The organism is Psychroserpens sp. BH13MA-6 (assembly GCF_052983595.1).
In genome coordinates, this window is sequence record NZ_JBRJGE010000001.1 from 208,772 (window position 1) to 234,117 (window position 25,346).

23 protein-coding genes are annotated in these 25,346 nt (G+C 35.8%); 12 read left to right on the forward strand and 11 right to left on the reverse strand.

Features of this window, described 5'->3' with window-relative positions; all coding sequences use genetic code 11:
- Positions 1 to 67: 67 nt before the first annotated feature.
- Positions 68 to 454 carry a Co2+/Mg2+ efflux protein ApaG gene (gene apaG / locus ACU8DI_RS00965; RefSeq protein WP_447110863.1) on the forward strand — a complete coding sequence of 129 codons (387 nt, stop codon included), beginning with the start codon at positions 68 to 70 and terminating at the stop codon, positions 452 to 454.
- Here the strand turns inward: apaG and ACU8DI_RS00970 are convergent.
- Positions 451 to 1,449 (reverse strand): DUF6695 family protein, encoded by a 999-nt coding sequence (locus ACU8DI_RS00970; protein WP_447110864.1) that lies wholly within the window; start codon positions 1,447 to 1,449, stop codon positions 451 to 453. The two genes, apaG and ACU8DI_RS00970, sit on opposite strands and share 4 nt — an antisense overlap.
- Positions 1,450 to 1,589: 140 nt before the next feature.
- On the opposite strand from ACU8DI_RS00970, the gene pruA reads away from it, so the two are divergent.
- Positions 1,590 to 3,215, forward strand: a complete 1,626-nt coding sequence (gene pruA, locus ACU8DI_RS00975; RefSeq protein WP_447110865.1) for an L-glutamate gamma-semialdehyde dehydrogenase — start codon at positions 1,590 to 1,592, stop codon at positions 3,213 to 3,215.
- Positions 3,216 to 3,358: 143 nt separating this feature from the next.
- Positions 3,359 to 5,134 carry a T9SS type A sorting domain-containing protein gene (locus tag ACU8DI_RS00980; protein ID WP_447110866.1) on the forward strand — a complete coding sequence of 592 codons (1,776 nt, stop codon included), beginning with the start codon at positions 3,359 to 3,361 and terminating at the stop codon, positions 5,132 to 5,134.
- Between the two features lie 78 nt (positions 5,135 to 5,212).
- Here the strand turns inward: ACU8DI_RS00980 and ACU8DI_RS00985 are convergent, their stop codons facing one another.
- The gene (locus tag ACU8DI_RS00985; protein ID WP_447110867.1) at positions 5,213 to 6,505 is read right to left on the reverse strand and encodes an Omp28-related outer membrane protein; all 1,293 of its coding nucleotides are present in this window, start codon (positions 6,503 to 6,505) and stop codon (positions 5,213 to 5,215) included.
- Positions 6,506 to 6,639: 134 nt separating this feature from the next.
- Between ACU8DI_RS00985 and ACU8DI_RS00990 the strand changes: the two genes are divergently transcribed.
- Together ACU8DI_RS00990 and ACU8DI_RS00995 are read left to right on the forward strand one after the other, a co-directional pair.
- Positions 6,640 to 7,125: a TlpA family protein disulfide reductase gene (locus ACU8DI_RS00990; RefSeq protein WP_447110868.1), complete on the forward strand. Its 486-nt coding sequence runs from the start codon at positions 6,640 to 6,642 to the stop codon at positions 7,123 to 7,125.
- Between the two features lie 32 nt (positions 7,126 to 7,157).
- Positions 7,158 to 8,828, forward strand: a complete 1,671-nt coding sequence (locus ACU8DI_RS00995) for a DUF6029 family protein (RefSeq protein ID WP_447110869.1) — start codon at positions 7,158 to 7,160, stop codon at positions 8,826 to 8,828.
- Between the two features lie 27 nt (positions 8,829 to 8,855).
- On the opposite strand, the gene rsmG is transcribed toward ACU8DI_RS00995, so the two are convergent.
- Entirely contained in the window at positions 8,856 to 9,485 is a 630-nt protein-coding gene (gene rsmG / locus ACU8DI_RS01000; protein WP_447110870.1) for a 16S rRNA (guanine(527)-N(7))-methyltransferase RsmG, read from the reverse strand.
- Positions 9,486 to 9,629: 144 nt separating this feature from the next.
- On the opposite strand from rsmG, the gene ACU8DI_RS01005 reads away from it, so the two are divergent.
- The gene (locus tag ACU8DI_RS01005; RefSeq protein WP_447110871.1) at positions 9,630 to 10,727 is read left to right on the forward strand and encodes a fatty acid desaturase family protein; all 1,098 of its coding nucleotides are present in this window, start codon (positions 9,630 to 9,632) and stop codon (positions 10,725 to 10,727) included.
- A gap of 19 nt (positions 10,728 to 10,746) precedes the next feature.
- Positions 10,747 to 11,931 (forward strand): pyridoxal phosphate-dependent aminotransferase, encoded by a 1,185-nt coding sequence (locus ACU8DI_RS01010; RefSeq protein WP_447110872.1) that lies wholly within the window; start codon positions 10,747 to 10,749, stop codon positions 11,929 to 11,931.
- Between the two features lie 2 nt (positions 11,932 to 11,933).
- Here ACU8DI_RS01010 and ACU8DI_RS01015 read toward each other — a convergent pair whose 3' ends face one another.
- The 5 genes from ACU8DI_RS01015 to trkA form a co-directional block, all read right to left on the reverse strand.
- Positions 11,934 to 12,203 (reverse strand): hypothetical protein, encoded by a 270-nt coding sequence (locus tag ACU8DI_RS01015; protein WP_447110873.1) that lies wholly within the window; start codon positions 12,201 to 12,203, stop codon positions 11,934 to 11,936.
- Positions 12,204 to 12,214: 11 nt separating this feature from the next.
- Positions 12,215 to 12,475 (reverse strand): hypothetical protein, encoded by a 261-nt coding sequence (locus ACU8DI_RS01020; protein ID WP_447110874.1) that lies wholly within the window; start codon positions 12,473 to 12,475, stop codon positions 12,215 to 12,217.
- A 238-nt stretch (positions 12,476 to 12,713) separates the two neighbouring features.
- Positions 12,714 to 12,968 carry a hypothetical protein gene (locus ACU8DI_RS01025; RefSeq protein WP_447110875.1) on the reverse strand — a complete coding sequence of 85 codons (255 nt, stop codon included), beginning with the start codon at positions 12,966 to 12,968 and terminating at the stop codon, positions 12,714 to 12,716.
- Between the two features lie 160 nt (positions 12,969 to 13,128).
- Complete coding sequence (locus ACU8DI_RS01030) at positions 13,129 to 14,622, reverse strand: TrkH family potassium uptake protein (RefSeq protein ID WP_447110876.1); 1,494 nt, start codon at positions 14,620 to 14,622, stop codon at positions 13,129 to 13,131.
- 10 nt (positions 14,623 to 14,632) lie between these two features.
- A complete protein-coding gene (trkA, locus tag ACU8DI_RS01035; RefSeq protein WP_447110877.1) occupies positions 14,633 to 15,982 on the reverse strand; it encodes a Trk system potassium transporter TrkA in 1,350 nt (449 codons plus the stop codon).
- A gap of 122 nt (positions 15,983 to 16,104) precedes the next feature.
- On the opposite strand from trkA, the gene ubiE reads away from it, so the two are divergent.
- Both ubiE and porT read left to right on the forward strand, forming a co-directional pair.
- Entirely contained in the window at positions 16,105 to 16,836 is a 732-nt protein-coding gene (gene ubiE / locus ACU8DI_RS01040) for a bifunctional demethylmenaquinone methyltransferase/2-methoxy-6-polyprenyl-1,4-benzoquinol methylase UbiE (protein WP_447110878.1), read from the forward strand.
- A gap of 32 nt (positions 16,837 to 16,868) precedes the next feature.
- Entirely contained in the window at positions 16,869 to 17,582 is a 714-nt protein-coding gene (gene porT, locus ACU8DI_RS01045; protein WP_447110879.1) for a type IX secretion/gliding motility protein PorT/SprT, read from the forward strand.
- A gap of 12 nt (positions 17,583 to 17,594) precedes the next feature.
- On the opposite strand, the gene ACU8DI_RS01050 is transcribed toward porT, so the two are convergent.
- Positions 17,595 to 18,308 (reverse strand): TrmH family RNA methyltransferase, encoded by a 714-nt coding sequence (locus ACU8DI_RS01050; RefSeq protein ID WP_447110880.1) that lies wholly within the window; start codon positions 18,306 to 18,308, stop codon positions 17,595 to 17,597.
- 113 nt (positions 18,309 to 18,421) lie between these two features.
- Here ACU8DI_RS01050 and tamL point away from each other — a divergent pair, with 113 nt between their 5' ends.
- The 3 genes from tamL to accD all read left to right on the forward strand — a co-directional run bounded on the left by tamL (position 18,422) and on the right by accD (position 23,072).
- The gene (gene tamL / locus ACU8DI_RS01055) at positions 18,422 to 20,986 is read left to right on the forward strand and encodes a translocation and assembly module lipoprotein TamL (protein WP_447110881.1); all 2,565 of its coding nucleotides are present in this window, start codon (positions 18,422 to 18,424) and stop codon (positions 20,984 to 20,986) included.
- Positions 20,987 to 21,110: 124 nt separating this feature from the next.
- Entirely contained in the window at positions 21,111 to 22,178 is a 1,068-nt protein-coding gene (gene fbaA, locus ACU8DI_RS01060; RefSeq protein WP_447110882.1) for a class II fructose-bisphosphate aldolase, read from the forward strand.
- 36 nt (positions 22,179 to 22,214) lie between these two features.
- Positions 22,215 to 23,072, forward strand: coding sequence for an acetyl-CoA carboxylase, carboxyltransferase subunit beta (accD, locus tag ACU8DI_RS01065; protein WP_447110883.1), 858 nt, complete (start codon positions 22,215 to 22,217; stop codon positions 23,070 to 23,072).
- An 89-nt stretch (positions 23,073 to 23,161) separates the two neighbouring features.
- Here accD and ACU8DI_RS01070 read toward each other — a convergent pair whose 3' ends face one another.
- Positions 23,162 to 24,259: a PAS domain S-box protein gene (locus ACU8DI_RS01070; RefSeq protein WP_447110884.1), complete on the reverse strand. Its 1,098-nt coding sequence runs from the start codon at positions 24,257 to 24,259 to the stop codon at positions 23,162 to 23,164.
- A 166-nt stretch (positions 24,260 to 24,425) separates the two neighbouring features.
- Entirely contained in the window at positions 24,426 to 25,271 is an 846-nt protein-coding gene (locus tag ACU8DI_RS01075; protein ID WP_447110885.1) for a hypothetical protein, read from the reverse strand.
- Positions 25,272 to 25,346: the final 75 nt, after the last annotated feature.

The window sequence follows — 25,346 nt, forward strand, 5'->3', positions numbered from 1 at the left end:
TTTAAAAAAGTGCCCATATTTAGTGGGAATTTAGTTATTTTTGTAAGCTATTATTTCAAATTACTTCATGGTTCAACAAGTTACAAGTGGCATAAAAATTTCTGTCGAAACCTCTTTCGAAGGCACCTTCTATAAAAATTATAAGGTACATTTTGCGTTTGGCTACAAAGTAACGATTGAAAATCAAAGTAAAGATTCTGTACAACTCAATTCGAGATACTGGAAAATAATGGATGCCTTAAACAATGTAGAAGTTATCGAAGGAGAAGGTGTTATCGGCAAAAAACCGGTCCTTAAACCAGGTGAATCCCATACATACAACTCTGGCTGTTTATTAACATCGCCTTTTGGGGCAATGCAAGGGCATTATAATATGGTTAATTTTACGAATACCAATAAGTTCAAAGTCATTATTCCTTCCTTCAAATTAAGTGCACCTTTCGCGTTGAACTAATTGTAGTGATCCAAAAAATCGAACCTATACGTCATGTCAGCCTGCTGAATATGGAAAAATCGGCAATTGGAATAGTGTACAAATTGGTAATGGCGCTCTATATCGAAACCCTCAGAACAAATGTTATACACCCCATCGCAATCGATGTGACCGTAAGGTGAAATTCGCCTGAATCTAAACTCCCAATAGTTCTCTGTATCATACAATTCAAACCATGCGCCTGCCGCAATACCTCCTAACCATTGAGCATGTTCCTTCCTCTCTGAATTGTGCTTAGGTTCTAAAGTGCCTTTCAAACTTGGTTTATAGCCATTGAGAGTATCTAGAAACAAGCGTCTGTTTTCCTTACTTACAGTTGAAGAGAATTCAGAGATAATACCGCTTTCTGTGATTACCAAAATATCATTTTCAGTATCAGCAATCACCACATTTCCGATCGTACTTGGTGTAAATCTTTTGGAATTCACGAGCTCTTTTTTTATCGTATCATCGGTAACACATGCAATCAAAGTATCAGTTACAAATCGGGCGCAATTACAAGCATCTTTTATGAAGGCAGCATACCTAATAAACCCTTTATTTTGCATCATATCTATATGTGCTCTAGCCAAATCATAATTAACTGCATTACATACCGAAGCATATAAATCACCATCACCATGGGTCAATTTTGGGTGTGTTGCCAAAAAAATCAAAATGTCCTCTAAATTCAGAATGCGATCATTTGCAATATCTGCTACAATAGGAAAGTGCAGTTCAAAATCAGTTTCACGCCCTCTCACCCTACCATTGGGTGAAGGCGTAATGTACCTTCCAAAATCATGATATTCTAAAATTCCTGTTGATTTATCAATCAATACCAATGCTGCATGGCCTGCCCTAACATGAGCCTTATTTCCAATAAAGGCAAATCGCAAAAGTGGCGAATACCACTCTTCTGCATGAGATACGATAGTCTCAGGATAAGCCAACGTAAGAATAAAGGCGTCGTTCATGATTTTATTTATGTGAGCAACTTACAAAAAATTACTGTTATTTTTAACCTTGTTTTAAGGTTGTTTCACTTACATAGTCGTCAAAAATATCGTAACTTTGCACCTTCAAAAGAACACATAATTATAAATTTAAATACACCATGGGAAAAGGATTTTTCAATGTACCAATAGCTATTAATGAACCTGTAAAGACATACGCTCCAGGATCTCCTGAGCGCGAAGAAGTCTTACAAGCATATAAGGACATGTGGAATACTAAAATTGATGTCCCTCTTTATATTAATGGCAAAGACGTTTCTACTGGTAATACCAAAACCATGTCGGCACCGCATGACCATCAGCATGTAGTTGGCACGTATCATTTAGCCGAAAAATCTCATGTAGAAGAAGCGATTGCTACGGCTCTTGAAGCCAGAAAAAATTGGTCTCAGCTTCCATGGGAACAACGTGCAGGTATTTTTCTGAAGGCTGCTGAATTAATTGCAGGGCCTTACCGAGCAAAAATAAATGCCGCGACAATGATTGCGCAATCTAAAACGATACACCAAGCTGAAATTGATTCTGCCTGTGAGTTAATCGATTTTTTAAGATTCAACGTACAATACATGACAGATATCTATCATGATCAACCAGAAAGTACAAGCAGTGCTTGGAACAGATTAGAATATAGACCTCTTGAAGGATTTACTTATGCAGTTACCCCTTTTAACTTTACAGCTATTGCAGGCAACTTGCCATCGTGTATGGCTATGATGGGTAATGTCGTTGTATGGAAACCTAGTGATAGTCAGATATACTCCGCAAAAGTCATCATGGATGTCTTTAAAGAAGCTGGCGTACCAGATGGCGTGATTAATGTAGTTTTTGGTGATCCTGCAATGATTACTGATGTTGTTATGGATAGTCCAGATTTTTCTGGATTACATTTCACAGGATCAACATTCATTTTCAAAGAACTATGGAAAAAAATAGGAAATAATATTCACAATTATAAAACGTATCCTCGTATCGTGGGTGAAACTGGAGGAAAAGACTTTATTATCGCCCATAAAACGGCAAATCCGATTCAGGTTGCCACTGCAATTACAAGAGGCGCTTTTGAGTTTCAAGGACAAAAATGTAGTGCAGCTTCTCGAGCATACATTCCTTCAAATATCTGGGAAACGGTTAAAGATCGTGTCATAGAAGATGTCAATTCTTTTAAAATGGGATCTCCAGAAGATATGAGTAATTTTATTACAGCAGTGATACACGAGGGTTCATTTGATAAACTCGCGAAATACATAGATGGTGCAAAAGCGGATGCCGATGCAGAAATTATTGTTGGTGGAAATTACGACAAAAGTAAAGGCTATTTTATTGAACCAACTGTTATCGTCACAACCAACCCGAAATACACGACCATGTGCACCGAATTATTTGGACCTGTGATTACCATATATGTTTATGACGAAAACAACTATTCTGAAACCTTAAAACTAGTTGATGGCACTAGCGAATATGCACTAACTGGTGCTATTTTAGCTACAGACAGATACGCGATCCAAGAAGCCACTAAGACCTTACAAAATTGCGCTGGAAACTTCTACATTAACGACAAACCAACGGGTGCTGTTGTAGGACAACAACCGTTTGGAGGTGCAAGAGCATCCGGAACTAATGATAAAGCTGGTAGTGCCCTAAATTTATTGAGATGGGTATCACCTCGAATGATCAAGGAAACCTTTGTAACACCTACAGATTACAAATATCCTTTTTTAGGGTAAATTAAAGCAAAGACTTTAAAAACGAATCCTCAAGCTTGACAGTTTGGGGATTTTTTTTGAGTATTCATCCAAAACCTATAGTAACATCTTATTAACTTACTGAAACTTTGTATCTTGTTAATCTAATCTATAAATCATGCATCATGGTAAAAAAATACGTTTTTCTATTATTGTTATCACCATTCTTCTTGCAAGCTCAAACTGTTGAGTTTGAATCGACCATTGCTCCTGACTTAAGCGGCTACACTGGAATTACTAGTTTTGCAGGTTTAGGAGAATATGAGATTTTTTTAGATACCGATACTGGTGTCCTTGACAAACCTATCATACTCGTCGATGGATTTGATCCTGGAGATGGTAGAACAGTCCCTGGACTCTATAGTTTACTAGACTTCACAGGGTCAGAAGGCAATCAAAATCTTGCTGATTTGGTTAGAGCTCAAGGATTTGATGTTGTCATTTTGAACTTTCCTTCATATTTCAGACTCGCAGACAATTCCTTACTAATCATTGATGACGCTACAGATAACAACGCCGACTTAGTCATTGACGAACTTGATTACCCAGGAAGCACCTTAGTGGATGGTGGCGCCGATTTTATCGAACGAAACGCTATGCTATTAGTAGATCTCATCAACACCTTAAACGCTGACAAGGTAGGTGATGAAGAATTAGTAATTATTGGACCAAGTATGGGTGGTTTGATCTCTCGTTATGCTCTTAATTATATGGAGAACAATTCCCAAAATCATGAAACGAGATTATGGATTTCTTTTGATTCGCCTCACCTTGGTGCCAATATTCCCCTCGGTTTTCAACATCAATTTAATTTCTTAGGTTTCGGACTCGGGGCAGATTTAAATGTCGTAGAATTACAAGGAATTGTTAATGGACTTCTCAAATCGCCTGCTGCCAGACAGTTATTGGTTGATCATTTTGAATCACATTTAATTGATGGAGATCCTGTAAATTTTGATCCTACAAAACTTTTACCAGAAGCACATCCTTATAGAGTCACTTTTGAATCTAACATCAATTCACTAACAGCCACTGGTTTCCCTGAAAACACAAGAAACGTTGCCATCATCAATGGGAGTGGTATTGGAACACCTTTTCAGTCAATCACAAATACAGCCGTTACACCTGGCTTTACTGTTTTAAACGACACCTTCGTTGGTGTTGGTCCTTCTACAGATGCTACCATACAAATCAATCTTACACCAAGTGCAAATACAACAGCTCTCATTAGTAAAATCAATGTGGTGTTCTTAGGCTTTATCGATATTTTTGATATTGAAGTCGACGCTGAAGCGCCAAGTTTTAGTGATGGTGTTGATGCTTCTTCCGGAGGTTTATTTGATTTAGGCGGATTTACTGAAGGATTAGGCAGTACAGGATTGATTGGTGATTTTATAGGAGCTTTACAGCTAGATAAATTTAGTTTTATACCATCGGTGAGCGGTATGGCTTTAGAAGTAACAAATAACGAAGTGAACTGGTTTCATACTATTGATTTAGGAATTCCTGATAATGGTGATACTATTAACAGCACGCCTTTCGTGAATTGGTATATGCCAGATGACAATGAAAATCATGTGCAATTAACAGAGCAAAATGTCGCTTTTGCATTAAGTGAAATTATACCTGAAACTTTATCTAACAGCAATTTTGAAGCAATCACATCCATTAAAGTTGAAAAGAACCCTGTGAAAGAGGAACTAACTATTTTAAGTAGTAATGTTATTGAAAATGTGCGTATATCACTAGTTGATGTTACTGGGAAAACAGTTTTAAAGACTACAAATCAATCATTAAGTAGACGCACAACACTACCGTTACAGTTAGAATCAGGCATGTATATTTTAAGCATCCAGACGCAAGACCTTTATCAATACAAAACAAAAATTATTGTACAGTAACATCACGAATGTAGTGTATAAAAAAAAGAGGTTAGAATGTTCTAACCTCTTTTTTTTTATGTATTATTCAAATCCTTATTAAAAATCTGAGAACTCTCCAGCTTTAGCCATATTAACATTAATTAGCTCGCCATTAGCATCTAACAACATCGCAACGATTTCTATTTTAGCTGGATTCTGTACTAAGTTATTCGGTACAACATAGTCCATTTTCATACGATACGTATTTCCTCCCACAGCATCTGAAGCCGAGATGTTATCACCAAGTACACTTGTGAAAGAATGACGTAAAACGTGGTCATGCGTAAAATTGTTTATAGTCGCTCCACCACCATAATAAGTTGTATAATTTGTTTGATTGTAAACCAATCCACTTTCTAATAAGAAGACTACTAATTTAGCTCCTGAAATATTTTCACCAAAACCAGCACTCACTAAAAAGGATAAGTTATTTCCTTTAATCGCTGTATTAACTGCAATACCACCAGTAGTAACGCCATTTGCTTTACTAGTTACTTGTGACACATTACTTGGCTCTGGGAAATCCCAAAGTTCAGAACGGTTAATATAAGCTGTAGGGAATCCTGTGATATTTACAGCATTCTCCATTTGACTTCCAAATGAATTAGCCATAGGATCACCATTGTGAATACCAACAGCTACCACATTTTCTGATTGCTCTTTTGATAATTCAATGGCATAAGAAACTCTTGGGCAATAGCCACACCATGTACCAGTATAATCTTCAATTAATGCTTTTTTCTGATACGTACCAGGCGTTGAAGCATTATCCGTAACCGTAACAGTTTCAGTTTGACTAGTAAATTCTCCAAACGTTGCATAGGCTGTTATAGAACCTACAGCTCCTGGAATGACAACATTCCCTGTAAATGCATCATTTCCATCAATTATAAAATCACATCCTGAAGTAATATTACTTGTATTTCCATCATTATCTATTCCTAAAACCGTAAATTCAACACGATCTCCAATGTTATAAGTCGTACTATTTGGAACAATTTCAATACCTACTAAAACAGGCAATACATTCACATTAATCGCTGAACTTGTTAATTCACCGTAGGTAGCTGTAACAGCGTAATCTCCTGTTTCAGTTGCGGTAAATGAATTTCCTGCAACAGCCTGGCTATTGACCAAAATAGTTGATTCTGATGTCACGTCAAGACCTTCGTTGGTCTTAACAGTAAAAGTTACTGTACCTCCAAAATCCACAAATTGTGAACTTGCAGTCACAGAAATCGATGATGGTCCACTATTGCCTCCATCATTATTTTCATCCGAAGAACTACAAGAGAAAAGGGCAGCAACAGCAACAAAAAGAAATACTTTTGTTAAACTTTTGATTTTCATAATACTAAATTTATAAGTGTTAAATTTTTAAGATTTACGAATATATATCTTTAAATTTTATTTATTTGATCTTTCCACAGAAAAATTAGAAAATAAACTAACTTTGTTCAAAAGAACTATTAAAAAATTATCAAATGAAAACCCTAACGACTCTAATCTTAACCATCTGCTTTTATTCATTTGCCTTAGGGCAAGACGTATTGCCGAATCTACAAATGGAATCTTTAGATGGTAGTAGTGTCGATTTACAAACTATCTCCGAAAATGATCAACTAGTAATTTTGTCTTTATGGGCAACGTGGTGTGTTCCTTGTAAAAATGAGTTGGATGCCATCAATGAAGTATATTCAGACTGGATGGATGAAACTAATGTAAAACTTTATGCGGTATCAGTAGATGATTCTAGAACGGTAAAAAGGGTTAAGCCTTTAGTATATGGAAAAGGTTGGGAATTTGATGTTTTGTTAGATACCAATAGCGACTTAAAAAGACTCCTTAACGCACCAACCGTACCATTAACTTTACTCGTCAAGAATAACAAAATTGTATATAGACATTCAGGATATACTCCTGGCACTGAAGATGAGCTTTATGAAAAAATCAGAGAGTTCTCTAAATAAATCTCACAACTAACTATTTCACATCAAACCTAATGGATCAATTTAAATTATTAGCACTTTTGCTATGCATCCCTCTATTTGTATGGTCTCAAGAAGAAAAAAATTACGGAAAATTAAGTGGCGGAATCGAATCTAACTCACAATATTATATCGATGATCCCAAAACGGGAGATTTTCAAGAAGAAGATCATTTTAGATCAAATAACTATCTCAGATTAAATTATAACTACAAGAATTGGTTTGCTCATTTGCAAATTGAATCTTATGAACCCAATGCAATCCTCAATTTTTATCCAAAATACAAAGGAACAGATGTAGGGACATTTGCAGCTGGTTATCGAAATGAAAAGTTGGAGGTAACGCTTGGTCACTTTTATGAACAATTTGGAAGCGGACTTATTTTACGATCATGGGAGGATAGACAATTAGGAATTAATAATGCCATTCGTGGTGCTAATGTGAAGTATAGACCTATAAATACTGTAGAAATTTCAGCTCTATATGGAAGACAACGTGATGGTTTTGAAGTGTCTGATGGTAGCATCTTTGGATTTAATACCGATGTCGACCTTGGCACCTTGTTTAAATTTGAAACGACTGGTTTAGATCTGGGCTTAAGTTATGTGGGTAGGGATGAAGATTTGGATATTGACAATCCTAATTTTGAGTCATTAACAAATTCCTATTCATTTAGACTTGGTCTTTCTGAAGGTGGTTTTTATTCAGGTTTAGAATATATTATCAAAAGTGAAGACGTATACACAGAATTAGGCAATACTATCAATGATGTCTATTTTGATGGTAGTGCTGTCCTTTTCAATGTAGGATATGCGACTTCTGGGCTGGGCATTGATGCGACTTTTAGAAGGATGGAGAATATGGCTTTTTTCTCAGAACGTGATGAATCAGCCAATGTATTTAACCAAAATTACATCAACTTCATTCCAGCATTAACCAAACAACAAGACTACGGCTTAACGAATATCTACGTGTATCAATCGCAACCAAGGCTTACATTTAATCCTCTGTTTAAAGCAGGTGAAATTGGTGGGCAAGTTGACATTTATTACAACATCAAAAAAGACACGAAACTCGGTGGCAAATACGGAACTAAACTAGCGTTTAATTATGCCTCATGGTCTGGCTTGAAAGGCGATTTCAATATTGTTGACAGAACTTATGGAGACACGGATTTCTTTGGGTTTGGTGAAAAGTACTTTGAAGAATTGAGCCTTGAAGTAAGAAAAAAATGGGCTCCTAAGTGGTCATCTATTGTAACGATAGTGAACACCTTTTACAATGCGCGCTATGTTGAAGATCGTACTGGGGAAGTCAATGCGACTGCTCTTGTGGGAGAAGTAACTCGTAAATTTAATAAAGGAAAATCACTTAGAATGGAACTCTCGCATCTATTTTCAAATGATGAATTTTCCGAAAGAGCGAAAAACTGGGCAGGCGGCACTTTGGAATATAATTTCAATAGTAGATTAAGCGTCTATGCGACTGATATATGGAATTACGGGAATCCTGATGAAGATCTTCAAATCCATTATTACACATTTGGTGGTAGTTATACGAAAGGCGCAACAAGAATTATGGGAAGCTACGGCCGACAAAGAGGGGGCTTAGTTTGTGTTGGTGGTATTTGCAGGTTCGTGCCTCAAAACACTGGATTTTCCCTCAGTGTATCAACGTCCTTTTAACTAATGACAGATCTGTAAGGTTAGGTTCTAACCCTTAAATTTTAAGGGTAAGTGCACCACTTTTTTCGTTTCAAAAAAATCATCCTCGTAATAGTCTGTTAACTTATATATCGTCGCCGTTTGGTAAGTTTTAAGCTCTTCACTGAGGTCACCTCCTTTCAGGTACAATATCCCATTTTTCAGTTCATGGCGCTGTGTTTTAGCAATCTTGCCTTTCACCCAATGGACAAATGTAGGCATCGCGGCAACAGCACGACTCACAATAAAATCAAATTGCTCGTCAATGTCCTCCACCCTACTATGGCTCGTTTTCACGTTAGTCAAACCTAGACCTTCAACCACTTCATTTACCACCTTTATCTTTTTTGCAATGCTATCCACTAAATGAAATTGACTTTCTGGATGTAATATCGCTAACGGAATCCCGGGAAAACCACCACCTGTACCAACATCTAAAATATGTGATTGGTCTTTAAAACGGATCACTTTAGCTATTCCTAATGAATGTAACACATGACGTAAGTAAAGCTCGTCAATATCCTTTCTAGATACGACATTGATCTTGACATTCCAGTCCTGATAAAGACGTTCTAATCGCTGAAATTGATCAATTTGTTTGTCTGACAAATTTGGAAAATAACGGTGTATAAGCTCCATTTAATTGAAATTTTCACAAAAATAGACAATTTTATGTGGATATTTTTAGCATTTTATTACAGTTAAAGGAGCTTTTATTATTTATATTTGCCTTGAAATATAACATTATAAGAATTTGACGTTATATTGAAAATATGTAGATTAATGGCAAATCAAACTTTATCTTTCTCAAGAACGGACTCGGCAAAGTTCTTCAGAACATTAAACAAACGCGTAAATAATTATTTCAAAGAAAATAATATCAAGCGTACTGGAAACTGGAAATTATGGTTAAAAACCATTATCATGTTTTCCTTATTTCTCACACCTTATTTTTTAATACTTACTTTACAAATTCCAGGATGGGCGCAACTCCTATTGACTATAGTCATGGGTGTTGGTATGGCAGGCGTTGGAATGAATGTGATGCATGATGGGAATCATGGGTCGTTTTCAAACAAAGAGTGGATCAATCGCCTCATGGGCAGTAGCATCTACATTTTAGCTGGTAATGTTTATAATTGGAAAGTGCAACATAATGTGTTACATCACACTTACACGAATATCCATGGTCATGATGAAGACTTAGAAGCTGGGCGTATTTTGCGATTTTCAAAACATTCTGAATGGCGTAAATATCACAAGTTCCAACACTATTATTCGGTGTTATTATATGGCTTATTAACCATAAATTGGGCGATTACGACTGATTTCCAGCAAATGTATCGTTACATGAAACGCAAATTATCTTATGGAAAATTACCTAATCCCGTTTGGAATTGGAGTAAATTAGTTATCTCTAAACTCATTTATGTAGCGATTTGGATTGTTATTCCAATGTTGGTTCTAGACATCGCTTGGTGGAAAATTTTGATAGGTTTCTTTGTCATGCATTATGTAGCAGGTCTTATCTTAAGTGTCGTATTTCAGTTAGCACATGTGATGGATGAAGCTGAAATGCCACTCCCTGAAGAAAATGGCACCATGAAAAACACATGGGCAATTCATCAGCTCAAAACAACCGTTAATTTTGGTGCTAAAAGTAAAATCATAAACTGGTATACTGGTGGTCTCAATCATCAGGTGGAACATCATATATTTCCTCATATTAGTCATATTCATTATGGGAAAATATCTAAAATTGTTCGGGATACTGCTAAAGAATTCAATTTACCGTATAAAGAATACGAAACCACAAGAAAAGCGATTATTGCCCACTTCAGATTTTTAAAAGAAATGGGAACAAAACCAGTAATGAGCTAAAAAAACCAATATAAATTTAATGGCACAACTTTCAGATCGAGTTCTCAACATGGCAACATCTGCCACTCTTGCCATGGCTGCAAAAGCGAGAGAACTAAAAGCAGAAGGAAAAGATATTATCGGTTTAAGTTTGGGGGAACCCGATTTCAACACACCGGATTTTATAAAAGAAGCGGCCATCCAGGCCATCAACGACGATTATAATTCCTACTCACCTGTGGATGGTTATGTGGAATTAAAAGATGCCATCATTACAAAATTTAAAAGGGATAACGGACTTCAATATTCAAGATCTCAAATTGTTGTTTCAACTGGAGCAAAGCAATCTTTAGCAAACATTGCAGCAGTCTTATTGAATCCTGGCGATGAAGTGATATTACCCTGTCCTTACTGGGTGAGTTATAGTGATATTGTAAAATTAAACGAGGGTGTACCAGTCGAAGTAAAAACCAGCATCGACCATGACTTTAAACTCACACCACAACAACTTGAGGATGCCATAACGCCTAAGACCAAAATGATTTGGTACAGCTCTCCTTGTAATCCAAGTGGCTCTGTTTACAGTAAAGATGAATTGAGAGCCTTAGCAGATGTCCTTCAAAAATATCCGAATATTATTGTGGTCTCTGATGAAATTTATGAACATATCAATTTTATTGGTGATCATGCAAGCATGGCACAATTTGAAGACATGTATGATAGAACGGTAACTGTAAACGGCGTATCTAAAGCCTTTGCTATGACGGGCTGGAGAATTGGCTACATTGGTGCTTCTGAAACCATCGCAAAGGCCTGTACTAAAATGCAAGGTCAGGTCACTAGTGGTGCGAATTGCATTGCACAACGAGCCGTAATCACAGCTTTGAACGAGCCACCTTCAAGAGTGCAGTATATGATAGATCAATTTAAGGTGAGACGCGAACTCATTTTAAACTTGCTAAATGATATTGAAGGCTTCAAAACTAATGTGCCAGAAGGCGCCTTTTATGTATTCCCTGATATTTCCCATTATTTCGGAAAAACTCTCAAAGGAAAAACTATTGCGAATGCTTCAGATTTCTCTTTATTCTTATTAGAGTTTGCGAATGTGGCGACCGTTACTGGCGAAGCTTTTGGAAATCCGAACTGTATTAGAATTTCTTATGCGGCTTCACAAGAACAAATTATAGAAGCCATTAAACGCATAAAAGAAGCGGTGAGCTAAATTTAGATAACATTAAAATGTTTCAATAAAAATCCCACACCTACAGCAATTGTGACAAAAAGAAATATAACAACCATTAGTCTCTTGGTATGATCTTTTTTTGCACGTTGTCTGATGTGTACCAACAATTCTGGTTTGGCATCTGGAAAATCAAAGCTTGATTTCTTTTTTTTATTGTAGCCACCAAGTGTTTTCCTAAACCTTGATGTTTTATCAAGCATGATGCTTTTGTTACTCTTCAAAGAGCTAATCATTGATTCTCCAAGAGGCATAGTTATTGATTTTAGATAAATGCCAAAATAAGTAATACCACCAAAACAATAAATATCACGATGGTTCTCATCAAAATCGTCCTTTGAGTTTTTATCGTTTCAGCTTTAATCTTCATAAGAATTTCAGGAGTCGCTTCAGGAAAATCATAGGCTGGTTTCTCTTTAAAACGATTCTCAGCATTATTTTTACGAAATGGCACATGATTTTTATGTCGTCTCTTATTATTTTTTAACGACGTTATCATATGCATCATTGATCCTGCTCCTCCCATAATTATTTAGTGATTTAGTTAAACTTAAGGTCATTTACTATGACGCTTTTCAGTATTTAAATTGTCTCGAATTACTTTTAAAACCTAATAACATCGAAGACGAAAATATCCTTGATCGCCTAAAGTATGGCATGTGGTATGATTTAGAATACCACAGCCATTGCCATCATTTCTTGAGAAAGTTCTTAGTCTTAGTCTTATTGCAATCTTACCCCTAAAGGCCATCAGACATGTTTACTTAGATAATAAAGGCTAATACCGTAACAAAAACAGACAGCTTTAATACGGTTTCAATACTTGAAGTAATCTTATATTGTCTGCTTTTTATTAATTGCTTCACACCGAAAATAGAAGAGGCATTCGTGTGTTGTAAATTGCACTTAACGACAGACTTATAGTTTGAATTTAACAAACCTTCAGGTCTAACAAAAGGTGTCGTTAATTTACGTTCGGGGGAAGGTTCTAATTTTTGTGATGTTAATACTAATTCCATGATTGATAAAGTTATTGATTATACAAATAAGACGCAGGTAACATAAAAATGTTACAAAGCGATTCATTCATAAATCGTTTAATATCAATATAAAACACGGGAAACACCTATAAATATTAATAGTTCCAATCAACATTTATTTCTAAATTATTTTGAAAATTTATCGGTTTCTCCAGAAAAAAGGTGTCAATAAAATAAGGACCGTGAACAACTCCAATCGTCCAATAAGCATTAAAAAAGAAGCCCACCATTTACCCAAAGCAGGTAATTCCGCATAATTATTAACTGGTCCATAATTCCCAAGCGCAGGACCTACATTCCCTAGGCTTGATGCCGATAATCCTACGGCCGATTCAAAATCTATTTGAAACATAGAAAACACCAATGCTCCAACGATAAACGATAACATATACAAAATGAAAAAACCTAGTATGTTAAATACAATTTCACCATTAACCGCTTTTTTATTGTAACGAACTGGTAAAATCGCATTGGGATGCAGTGCACGTTTAAATTCTAAAAAGCCATTTTTTATCATAATCATGTGCCTCACCACTTTGACACCTCCAGATGTACTTCCAGCTGAACCACCTAAAAACATGAGTCCAAAGAAAAACACTACTAAAAATGGAGTCCATAAGGTGTAATCTGCAGTTACAAAACCTGTGGTGGTTATAATGGCAATTACTTGAAATAAGGCGTGCCTAATGGATGCTTCCGCTTTTCCCCAAACCATAGGATGATCTATTGAGGAAATTCCAAAATCTGCCCGGAAATAAATAATCAATGATGCGATGACTGTAAACAGGAAAATAAACTTAAAATAGAGTTTGAATTCTTCATCACGAATGGCTTTTTGAACCTTACCCTTAAAGGCAAAGTAGCTCAATACGAAATTTGTTCCAGCCAAAAACATGAAAACAATGATAATATATTGAATGATTGGTTGACCATTCCAATAAGCTACACTGGCATTTTTTGTTGAAAAACCTCCTGTAGATAAGGTGCAAAGCGAATGATTAATAGCATCAAAGAATGACATTCCTGCCACTTGGAGCAAAATAGTTTCAGCCGCTGTATATCCGAAATAAATCAGCCATAATCGTTTCGCAGTATCGGTAATTCTTGGATGGAGTTTATCTGCATTAGGTCCTGGAGCCTCTGCAGCAAACAATTGCATCCCTCCTATTCCTAACAATGGAAGAATGGCAATGGCTAATACAATAATTCCCATACCTCCTATCCAATGTGTCATACTTCTCCAAAATAAAACACCTTTAGGAATAGACTCTATATCATTTAAAATACTAGCGCCTGTGGTCGTATAACCAGACATGGTCTCAAAAAAGGCATTTGTAAAGCTAGGAATAGCACCCGTTATTAAATAGGGTAATGTGCCAGTTAAGGCCATAACAATCCAACCAAAAGCCACAACGATGTAACCATCTCTTTTGCTCAATTCCTTTTTATGATTTTTCGTCAAGTACATGGCGATGACACCCATCAGAAGTACAATCAAACCTGCTCCCATTAGTTCTATGGTCACACCGTCCTTGTACACAAGGCTAATAATCGTAGACAATAACATAAATCCGCCATTGAATAAACACAGTAACCCGAAAAAGTGAAAAATGATTCTGTAATTGAGCTTCATTAATTAAAAATTAGAAAAAGAATTTTTCAACCTTGGTAATCGATCTTGGTAAGCAACAGACAACGACCTTATCCCCAATTTGAATTTGAAAATCACCTAAAGGAATGATACCAATTTCGTCTCGTATAACACCTCCAATAATAGCTGATCGCGGAAAATCGAGATCTTTGATAACATTTTCAGTAATTTTTGATTTTGAATTTACCTCAAACTCCAACAATTCAGCATTCATATTACTCAACTTGGTCATCGCTAATACTTCACCGCGTCTTATGTAACGAAAAATATTGTTGGCTGCCAAAAGTTTCTTATTAATCAGTGTGTCAATACCAATAGATTGAGACAGTTGATAATAATCCATATTTTCAACTAAGGCAATCGTTTTTTTAACACCTTTCGATTTGGCTACGAGACAAGACATGATATTGGTTTCAGAATTTCCCGTAACAGAGATAAAGGCATCCATATTACCAATATTCTCTTCTTCCAGCAACTCTACATTTCTACCATCACCATTAATAACCAAGGCATTTGGCAAATCATCGGCACATTCGAAGGCCGTTTCCTTGTCACTTTCAATGAGCTTGACATTAAATTTACCATGACATAGATCACGCGCTGTCTTGTAACCAATTTTACTACCACCAAGAATCATGATATTCTTGAGTTCCGTTCGCACTTTTCCCGAAAGTTGGAAGAGTTCATCGTCTCCACCTTTTGAAGTGATAAACACCACTTTGTCACCTTCTTTGAATTCGGTATCACCTCTTGGAATGATCGTATATTGTGTTCCAAAACGTTGAATAGCAATAGGAACAAAATGCAATTCTGGAAACACTTGAGCAGCTTCCTTGACCGTTTTACCAACAAAACTTGCCGTTCTTGACAACCTTAAGCTCAACATGGTTAAGGCTCCTTCTTCAAATTCATAGCTATCATTAAAGCCATATTGATTGAGGAGTAATTCTATTTCAGCCGCTGCGAGGATTTCTGGTGAAATTAATTCATCAATACCAAATTTGGTAAATCCAACTTCATCCTTTTCATCTAGAAATTCAGAATTTGAAATTCTGGCAATGGTTTGCTTCGCACCTAACTGTTTTGCCAGCACACAAGCCGTAATATTGGTGGTTTCTGAAGACGTTACAGCTATAAATAAATCGGAATTATTAATTCGTGCTTCATTCAAAATCGCAATGGATGTCACATCACCTTTGATGACTCTGATATCCAAATGATCACTCGCATAAGCTAGATTATTTTTATCGATATCTATTAATGTAATCTCTTGTGATTCATAAGACAATAACTTGGCTAAATGAAACCCAACTTCTCCTGCACCTGCAATTATAATTTTCATCCGTCTGTTTATTCAAAAAAACATACAAATATAGCACATTATTATGTGAATACTATGCTCTTAAAAGTAAGTCACAAATTATTTAAAGCTATTAGTTTTAAGTATATTTGCAAAAAAAAATAATGTCCTCAAAAGTTACGCCTTACAAGGATAGTGAGTTGAATAAAAAGCAACAGGTCACTAAAATGTTTGATAATATTTCAAAAGAATACGATGGTCTCAATCGTGTAATTTCTTTTGGAATTGACATAAAATGGCGCAATAAGGTTGTTGCTATAGTTTCTGAAACCCAACCAGAACGTATTTTGGATATTGCTACTGGAACAGGAGATTTGGCTATAAGTTTAACAAAAACGAGTGCTAAAGAAATTGTAGGCTTGGATATTAGCGATGGCATGTTAGAAGTTGGTCGACAAAAAATTAAGCAAAAAGAATTGGGTCATTTAATTGAAATGGTGATTGGTGATTCTGAAAACTTACCCTTTGAAGACAATAGCTTTGATGCCATAACTGTAGCTTTTGGTGTGCGTAATTTTGAACATCTGGAAAAGGGCCTAGCTGAAATTTTAAGAGTCTTGAAACCCAACGGTATATTTGTGATATTAGAAACGTCTGTACCTACTAAAACCCCATTCAAACAAGGGTACAAAGCTTATTCAAAATACATTTTACCAACCATTGGGAGACTCTTCTCAAAAGATCGATCTGCTTATGCTTATTTGAGTGAATCTGCATCTGTTTTTCCATATGGCGAGGTTTTAAACAATATTTTACGTAAAATTGGGTTTATTAACGTGCAAGACAAACCACAAACTTTGGGTGTTGCCACCATTTACACAGCATCTAAAGCTTAAAACATACTTGATACGTCATTATCGTAATATTTATGAGAAAAATACTGATCGTTTTAACCTTAATTTTGGCCACACAAGGCGTTAATGCTCAATTATTTAGCAAAGAAAAAATTAAAAACATCGAGAACTTTGACAAAAAAAGAGTGTCTTGGGGTTTCTATCTTGGCTTGAACAATTACGACTATCAGTTCAATTACGAACAAGACAAAAAAGATATCTTGGTAGAAACCAATATGGGCTTCAGTGTTGGATTAATTTCAAATCTTCGCCTTCATGAATATTTTGATCTCAGATTTGAACCAGGACTCTTTATAACCACGAGAACCTTGTTATATGACCCAAGCTATTTTAATGGTATTGACTTTACAAATGCCGATTTAATGCGCGAGGTGAAATCGACGTATGTTCATTTTCCACTTTTACTCAAAGTCTCAACAAAACGACTGAACAATTTTAAACCTTTCATTATAGGAGGGTTTTCCATGGCGCTCAACTTATCCAGTAATCAAGAAAATCCTGATGATAATGCTGCTGGCCAATTTAGAACTAAAAAAAATGTGCTATTCTATGAGTTGGGTGTTGGTGTAGATTTCTACAACCAATGGTTTAAATTCACACCTTCTATTCGCGGTGTTTTTGCCCTCAACGATGAATTGGTTCGTGATGAAGATCCGAACAGTCCTTGGACCAGCAACATTACCACCTTAAAAACACGCGGTATTTTCTTAAATTTTACGTTTCAGTAAACTATTGATCCTTTACGATCTTTTAAATTCGCTCAACACGATGGCTGTAGCGGTAGCGACATTTAAACTCTCTGTAGCTTGAAGCTTTCCAAATCTCGGAATGCGCAATTTTTTGGTGACTAATTTGGCAATAGCGTCTGAAATACCATTGGCCTCATTACCCATAATGACAATGCCCTCGCTAGGAAGTTCTTCCGAGTAAATACTATCACCATCCATAAAAGTTCCAAAAACTGGTATCGAAGCTGACTTCATATAATGTTCTAAATCGACATACTGAATAGTCACGCGTGTTAAAGAACCCATGGTAGCCTGAACAACTTTGGTATTATAACAATCAACGGTTGCCTTACTGCAAACCAAATTCTCAATTCCAAACCAATCACAAAGTCTTATGATGGTTCCTAAGTTTCCAGGATCACGTACATCATCCAAGGCTAATACCAATCCTTGAGGAGTCGTCATTTTTTGCTCAGGAATTCTAAAGACCGCAAGGACTTTATTAGGTGATTTTAACTGACTTATTTTATTCAGTTCTTTATCGGAAATCTCAATGGTTTTAGCGTCAAAAATAGGCTCTGTTGCAAACAAATGAAACAATTCAAAATGCGAATTTAAAAACTCCTGAACGCCTTTTACTCCCTCAACAACAAAGAGCCCGTGTTGTTGCCTGTATTTTTTTTGATGCAGACTTGCAATTAATTTAATATGGTTCTTTGTAAGCATTAAAATGTATTTAATTTTGTGTTATAGAGCCTAAAATACAAAGTAATACTTTTTTGGTCTATTATTTGTTATGATAACAAGACAATAAAACCGTAAATTTGGTCATAACTTAAATGCTAACATCTTCTTTTTTGAAAATACGTTTATCCAAGATATTATTCTGCGGTTTGCTATGCACGATGTTTTCGTGTAATGTCATGAAACGGGTTGGTGAAGATGAGCACCTTTTGGTTGATAATACCGTTTTGGTGAATGATAAAAAGACCAATACCGAAACAGTTAATAACCTCATCTACCAAAAACCCAATGGCAAACTTTTAGGCGTGCCATTACGTATCCATATTTATAACCTTGCAAGACCCAACATTGACTCGATATTACAAGCGAAAGTTCTGGATAATCCACGGAAAGTCGCTTGGAAAACAAAACTTCTGTCTAAGAAACAATTTTATCGTGAGTTGCAGTCTAGAAAAAAATTCAATACCTGGTTAAAAAAAACAGGAGAAGCTCCAGTCATCTACGATGAAAAGCGCGCAGAAAAAACAGCCAATGCCTTAAAAAAGTACTACTTCAGTAAAGGTTGGTTTAATGTAGAAACCTCTTTTGAAACTGAAAAAGATAGCAGTCAGAGGGCTAATGTCACATATAAGGTTACTACTGGAGATCCCTATATTTTAGATTCCATAAAGGCATTTATAAAAACGCCAAGTATGGATTCATTATATCGCCAACAATTAAAGAGTGGTTCTCTCATTAAAAAAGGACAGCAATATGATGAAGCTAATTATTCAGAAGAACGCGACCGACTAACAGCTTCTTTGCGTAATTCTGGCTATTATCATTTTGGACAAGACTACATCACGTTTGATTTAGACACCATTGATACCAACAAAAAAATTAATACTGATTTGCTCATCGCAGATAGAGCAATTCGGGTCGAGGACTCCATTACAAGAGTCCCTTTTAAGATTTATAAAATAAAAGATGTCAATATTTTTACTGATTTTAAAAATGAAAATCGAAATGACGTCATCACCGATTCCATACAATTTAAAGATTACCACTTATACAGTTTTGACAAGTTTAAATACCGACCCAAAGCAATTACAGATGCTGTTTTTATCAATAAAAATGAAGTCTTTAGAGATTTAGACAGAACACGAACGTACCGATATTTGAGTGAATTACAAGCCTTCAGATATCCCAGAATTGAATATGTCGAAAACGAAGCAGATTCGACACTTACAGCTAATATATTTTTGGTTCCAAAGAAAAAATTCGAGCTCACTAGTAGTTTCGAAGTGTCTCAAAGTAATATTCAAACCATTGGTTTTGCCTTTAGTACAGGTTTGGTTATTCGGAACATTTTTAGAGGCGCTGAAACTTTGGAAATATCGGCTCTTGGAGCCATTGGTTCTTCAAAGGATGCCTCCAACAGCAAAGATCAATTTTTCGACATCAACGAACTTGGTGGAAATTTAAACTTGAAAATTCCACGTTTTTTTCTGCCTTTTAATACTGAGAAAATCATTCCAAAGTACATGTCGCCAAGTACGCGTATTAGTTTAAATGCGACCAGTCAGCGTAACATTGGATTAGACAAACAAGCATTTACAGGAACCGTTAATTACAATTGGTATCCTTCGACGAAAGTGACTAACAATTTAGACTTGTTTAATGTTCAATTTGTAAAAAACCTGAACACCAATAACTATTTTGGTGTTTACACGACGTCTTTCGATAGGTTGAATTCCATAGCTAGAGACATTGCCTATATTGGTAATAACGAAACACTAAATAATTCTAGTCTGTCCAATCCGTTTTCTCCAGCGGATGCTTTTATCAATGATGTTCTAAATAATAACACATCCCTAACACCAAATGATGATAATTATATCACAGTTAATAACATCAAGCAGCGAAAAGACCGTCTTACTGAAGACAACTTGATTTTTTCATCAAGCTTTAACTATATAAAGAATAGACGTGAGAATTTATTTGACAATGACTTCTCAATTTTGAGATTGCGGTTAGAATTGGCGGGTAATTTACTCTCTAATTTATCCAGTGTTTTCAACTTATCTCGTAACGCAGATGGTCGTTATGAGATGTTCGGCGTGCCATTTTCACAATATGCAAAAACGGAGGTCGATTATGTAAAACATTGGGATTTAGGCAGAAATAATGAGTTTGCCATACGCACCTATTTTGGTATCGCTATTCCCTACGGAAATTCTAACAGTATCCCTTTTGCCGAAAGTTTCTTTGCTGGAGGACCAAACGACATTCGTGCTTGGACAGCCTATAATCTCGGACCAGGAAGTTCTTTAACTACCAACGAATTTAATGAAGCTAACCTTAAAATTACCTTAAGTGCTGAACAGCGATTTAATATTCTTGGTCGGTTCAATGGTGCTGTTTTCGTAGATGCAGGTAACATCTGGAATGTGTTTGATAATGTTGAGGATGACCGAGCCACGTTTGATGGATTTAGCTCTTTGAGAGATATGGCCGTCGGGTCTGGTTTCGGTATTAGATATGATTTCGGATTCTTTGTCTTAAGAGGTGATATTGGCTTTAAAACCTATGACCCGTCAAGAGAATTAGGCGAACGTTGGTTTAAGGATTACAACTTTAGTAAAGCCGTCTACAATATTGGTGTTAACTATCCTTTTTAAAGTTGTAAAGACGGTCCTCACGATATCGTTTGCGCTAACTCTAGCTACTTCAAAGTCTCAAAAAACCTAAGATATTAGTCAAATTTTCTTTATTTTTGATTTTTAATTATTCAACCAAAAACACATGAGTCACAACATAAAAGCAGGCGTTGCAACAGGAAAGGAAGTTCAAGAGATTTTTAAATTAGCTAAAGACAAAGGCTTCGCGCTTCCAGCGGTCAACGTTATAGGATCCAACACCATCAACGGCGTACTTGAAACAGCCAAAGCATTAAATGCACCAGTCATCATTCAATTTTCTAATGGTGGTGCGCAATTCAATGCTGGAAAAGGTCTTAGTAATGAAGATCAAAAAGCAGCAATCGCTGGATCAATTGCTGGAGCTAAACACGTTCACTTGATGGCAGAAGCTTATGGTGTGCCTGTCATATTACATACGGATCACTGCGCAAAGAAATTACTGCCATGGATCGATGGGTTATTGGATGCCAGTGAACAACATTTTAAGGAAACAGGAAAATCCCTATACAGTTCTCATATGATTGATTTATCTGAAGAACCATTAGAGGAAAATATCGAAATATGTAAGACCTACCTTGAGCGCATGAGTAAAATGGGCATGACTCTGGAAATAGAATTAGGTATAACAGGTGGCGAAGAAGATGGTGTAGATAATACAGATGTGGATGATTCTAAATTATACACACAACCAGAAGAAGTAGCATATGCGTATGAGGAACTCATAAAAGTAAGTGATCAGTTTACCATTGCTGCTGCCTTTGGTAACGTTCATGGTGTTTACAAACCTGGCAATGTAAAGCTGACACCGAAAATTCTTAAAAACTCACAAGAATATTTATCAAAAAAGCACAACCTACCTCATAATCACATTGATTTTGTTTTTCATGGTGGTTCTGGTTCTACAGTTGAGGAAATTAGAGAGGCCATTGGTTATGGTGTTATCAAAATGAATATTGATACAGACATGCAATATGCATTCATGAGTGGTGTTCGTGATTATATGGGTGAAAACGAAGCCTATCTTAAAAAACAAATCGGTAATCCTGATGGTGAAGATGTACCTAACAAGAAGTACTACGATCCAAGAGTATGGCTGAGAAAAGGGGAAAATGCATTTGTTGAACGGTTAAAAAAGGCATTTGAAGACCTTAATAATGTAAATACTTTATAACTTTGCACAACTAACTAATAATTAAAATGTCGTTTAATGTCTTGGTTTAAAAGAAAAGATAAAGGGATTCACACCTCTACTGAAGAGAAAAAAGACACACCTAAAGGCTTGTGGTACAAATCTCCAACAGGTAAAATTGTGGACACAAAAGAATTGGAGCAAAACTTTTATGTAAGCCCAGAAGACGGTTATCATGTTAGAATTGGAAGTAAAGAATATTTTGAAATTCTTTTTGATGATAATAAGTTCAAGGAACTAGATAAAAACCTAACCTCAAAAGACCCTTTGAAATTTGAGGATACTAAAAAATACCCAGACCGATTAAAAGCAGCTCAAGATAAAACCAATTTAAAAGATGCGGTAAAAACAGCTGTAGGTAAATCTATGGGTAAAGATTTAGTGATTGCTTGCATGGACTTTTCATTTATTGGTGGATCCATGGGAAGTGTTGTTGGTGAAAAAATTGCACGAGCCGCAGATTATGCTCTAAAAAATAAGTTGCCATTCATGATTATTTCCAAATCTGGAGGCGCACGAATGATGGAAGCAGCATTGTCATTAATGCAATTAGCAAAAACTTCTGTAAAATTAGCCCAACTGTCTGATGCTGGTATTCCTTACATCTCTTTATGTACAGATCCAACAACAGGTGGAACAACGGCTTCTTTTGCTATGCTAGGAGATATTAATATTAGTGAACCAGGCGCCTTAATTGGTTTTGCAGGACCGAGAGTCGTAAAAGACACAACAGGTCAAGAATTACCTGAAGGATTTCAAACTTCAGAGTTTCTTTTAGAACACGGTTTCTTAGATTTTATAACACACAGAAAGGATTTAAAAAAGAAAGTGAATTTATACATCGATTTAATCACGAATCAACCATTAAGAGAATAAAAGCTATAAGTAATGATAAAAAAACCTCACATGGTATATTACATGTGAGGTTTTTTTATGAAATAAATTTCTTCAATTAAAAACAATAATCATGCACGCCTCAGTGTGATTGTAAAACAGGTGCCAACATTCACTCTACTTGCTACTTCAATTTTTCCTCCCATACTCTCAATATGATTTTTGGTTATAAACAAGCCTACGCCTCTTGAATCCTTTTTTTTATGAAAGGTCTTATTTAATTTAAATAAATCATCACCGTGTTTCTCAAGATCAATTCCCATCCCATTATCTTTGAAAGTGATAACGACATCATCATCCGTTTCAAAAGCATCAATTTGCAAATACGACTGTCGTTCTTCCTCTCGATACTTAATAGCATTGGTCAAAAAGTTCAAGATTATACTATCTAAATAGGCTTCAATTCCCAATACCTCTATTTTGGAATTAACACTATTAATAATTTTAAAGTCATATATATTAGCAATGGCAGTGACATTATAAATAGCATTGTGAATGTACTCTGACAAGTTTAAAGCTTTTAGGCTCCCTAAATTCGACAAATTTTTCTTTCTGACTTGATTTAGATGATCTAAAGTATCATTCAAATTTGATAGCGATTCTTTTAACATCTTAAAGTTTTCACAGCTACTCACATCTTGATTTTCATCTTCAATAAACTCAGTAAGCGTATTGAGATTTCCAATATGCGTTCTAATATCATGTGTGGCAATATGAGCAAAATTCGATAATTGATTATTTTGCTGCTCTGCGACCTGCATGAGCAATTCTAATTGACGTTCCGCTTCCTTTTGTTCTGAAATATCAACTATTTGAGAAATGAAATACATGGGGTTGCCATTTTTGTCACACATGAGGGAAACAGATATTAAAGCCCATATCACATGTCCGTCTTTATGAAAATATCTTTTTTCATCTTGAAACTTCGTTATCCTCCCATCCAATAAATCATGAACGTGCTGAATGTCATTATCTAAATCATCCTTATGCGTAATATCCTGAAAGGACATGTTGTAAAGTTCCTCTTTGCTAAAACCTAATAATTGTGTGAGGCTATCATTTACTTCTACCCAACTGCCATCAAGACCCACAATAGCAATGCCGCCGTTGGCATATTTAAAAATATTCTCGAAGAGCTCAGATTTTACGGTATGTAGTCTTTTTGGCATAACGATGAGGTAATGAATTAATAATCATCAAATTAAGCGATTTAAAACTTTAATAATTGCCGTTATTACAGAAAGATTTGACCCAAAAATAAAATCCATAAAAAACAAGAGCCCACCATTCTTTGTAAGAAAAGGGGCTCAATTCTAAGCGTTTAATACCGAATAATTAATTCAAAGTTACATCGATAACAGTTCCGTTATTAAAGGTAAATGTGGCATTATTATCACAAACGCCGTCACCATAATCAAATGTACCGCCAAAATTTGTACGTTGTACATCAACACTTCCACTTACAAAATAATAGCAAATAACTTCTCTACGTAATGGGACTAAAACCTGATATGAATGTGTATTCCCATTGATAAAAGTCGTTGACCAATTTCCTGTTACTTCGAAAACATTGTCACTAAAAACACCACTGCCAAAACCTTCTACCCATGCTCTTACTCTCAAACCTTCTCTACTTGCTTGAGCACCATTAGGCCAAATCACCGTGAGATCTAAGGTATGAGTGAATTGAGGATGACCATCTTCATTAGACAACTCTCTTAAGAGCGTCTTACTTCCAATAACATTTTTGGCGTCAAAATAGAAATCCAATAAATCGTAAGTAATTAAAAGCTCTTGTGCTTCTGGATTTCGTGTGTATGTAAATACAATTTGTCCTCGTAAAAGGTGTCCTTGTACCATACAACCTTCTGTTCCAAAATCTAAGGTCACTTCCCGAAAAAACTGTTGGGCTACCACCGAAATCGACACGCATTCTGGCAGATCAGTTGTGGATTCAGCTACACGATTAGAATCGAAAGCTTCCTGTGATTCATAAGCATTGATGATCACATCACCAATCACTGTTGCTGCTGCATCAATCTCTGATGATAACTGCACCTCAGAAATTTCCATGTTTTGAGGACTCTCCGTCGTCGTGTCATCCTTACTACAGCTTGTAAATGTCAAACCTAAAACCACAAAGGCCATTATCCATTTTGTTTTCATTGTCATTGCATTCATAATTGCTAATTTTAATGTTCATATGTTGTTAAGACTATGGTCGTCACGATTCGTTTAATTTCAAACTAAAAAAAA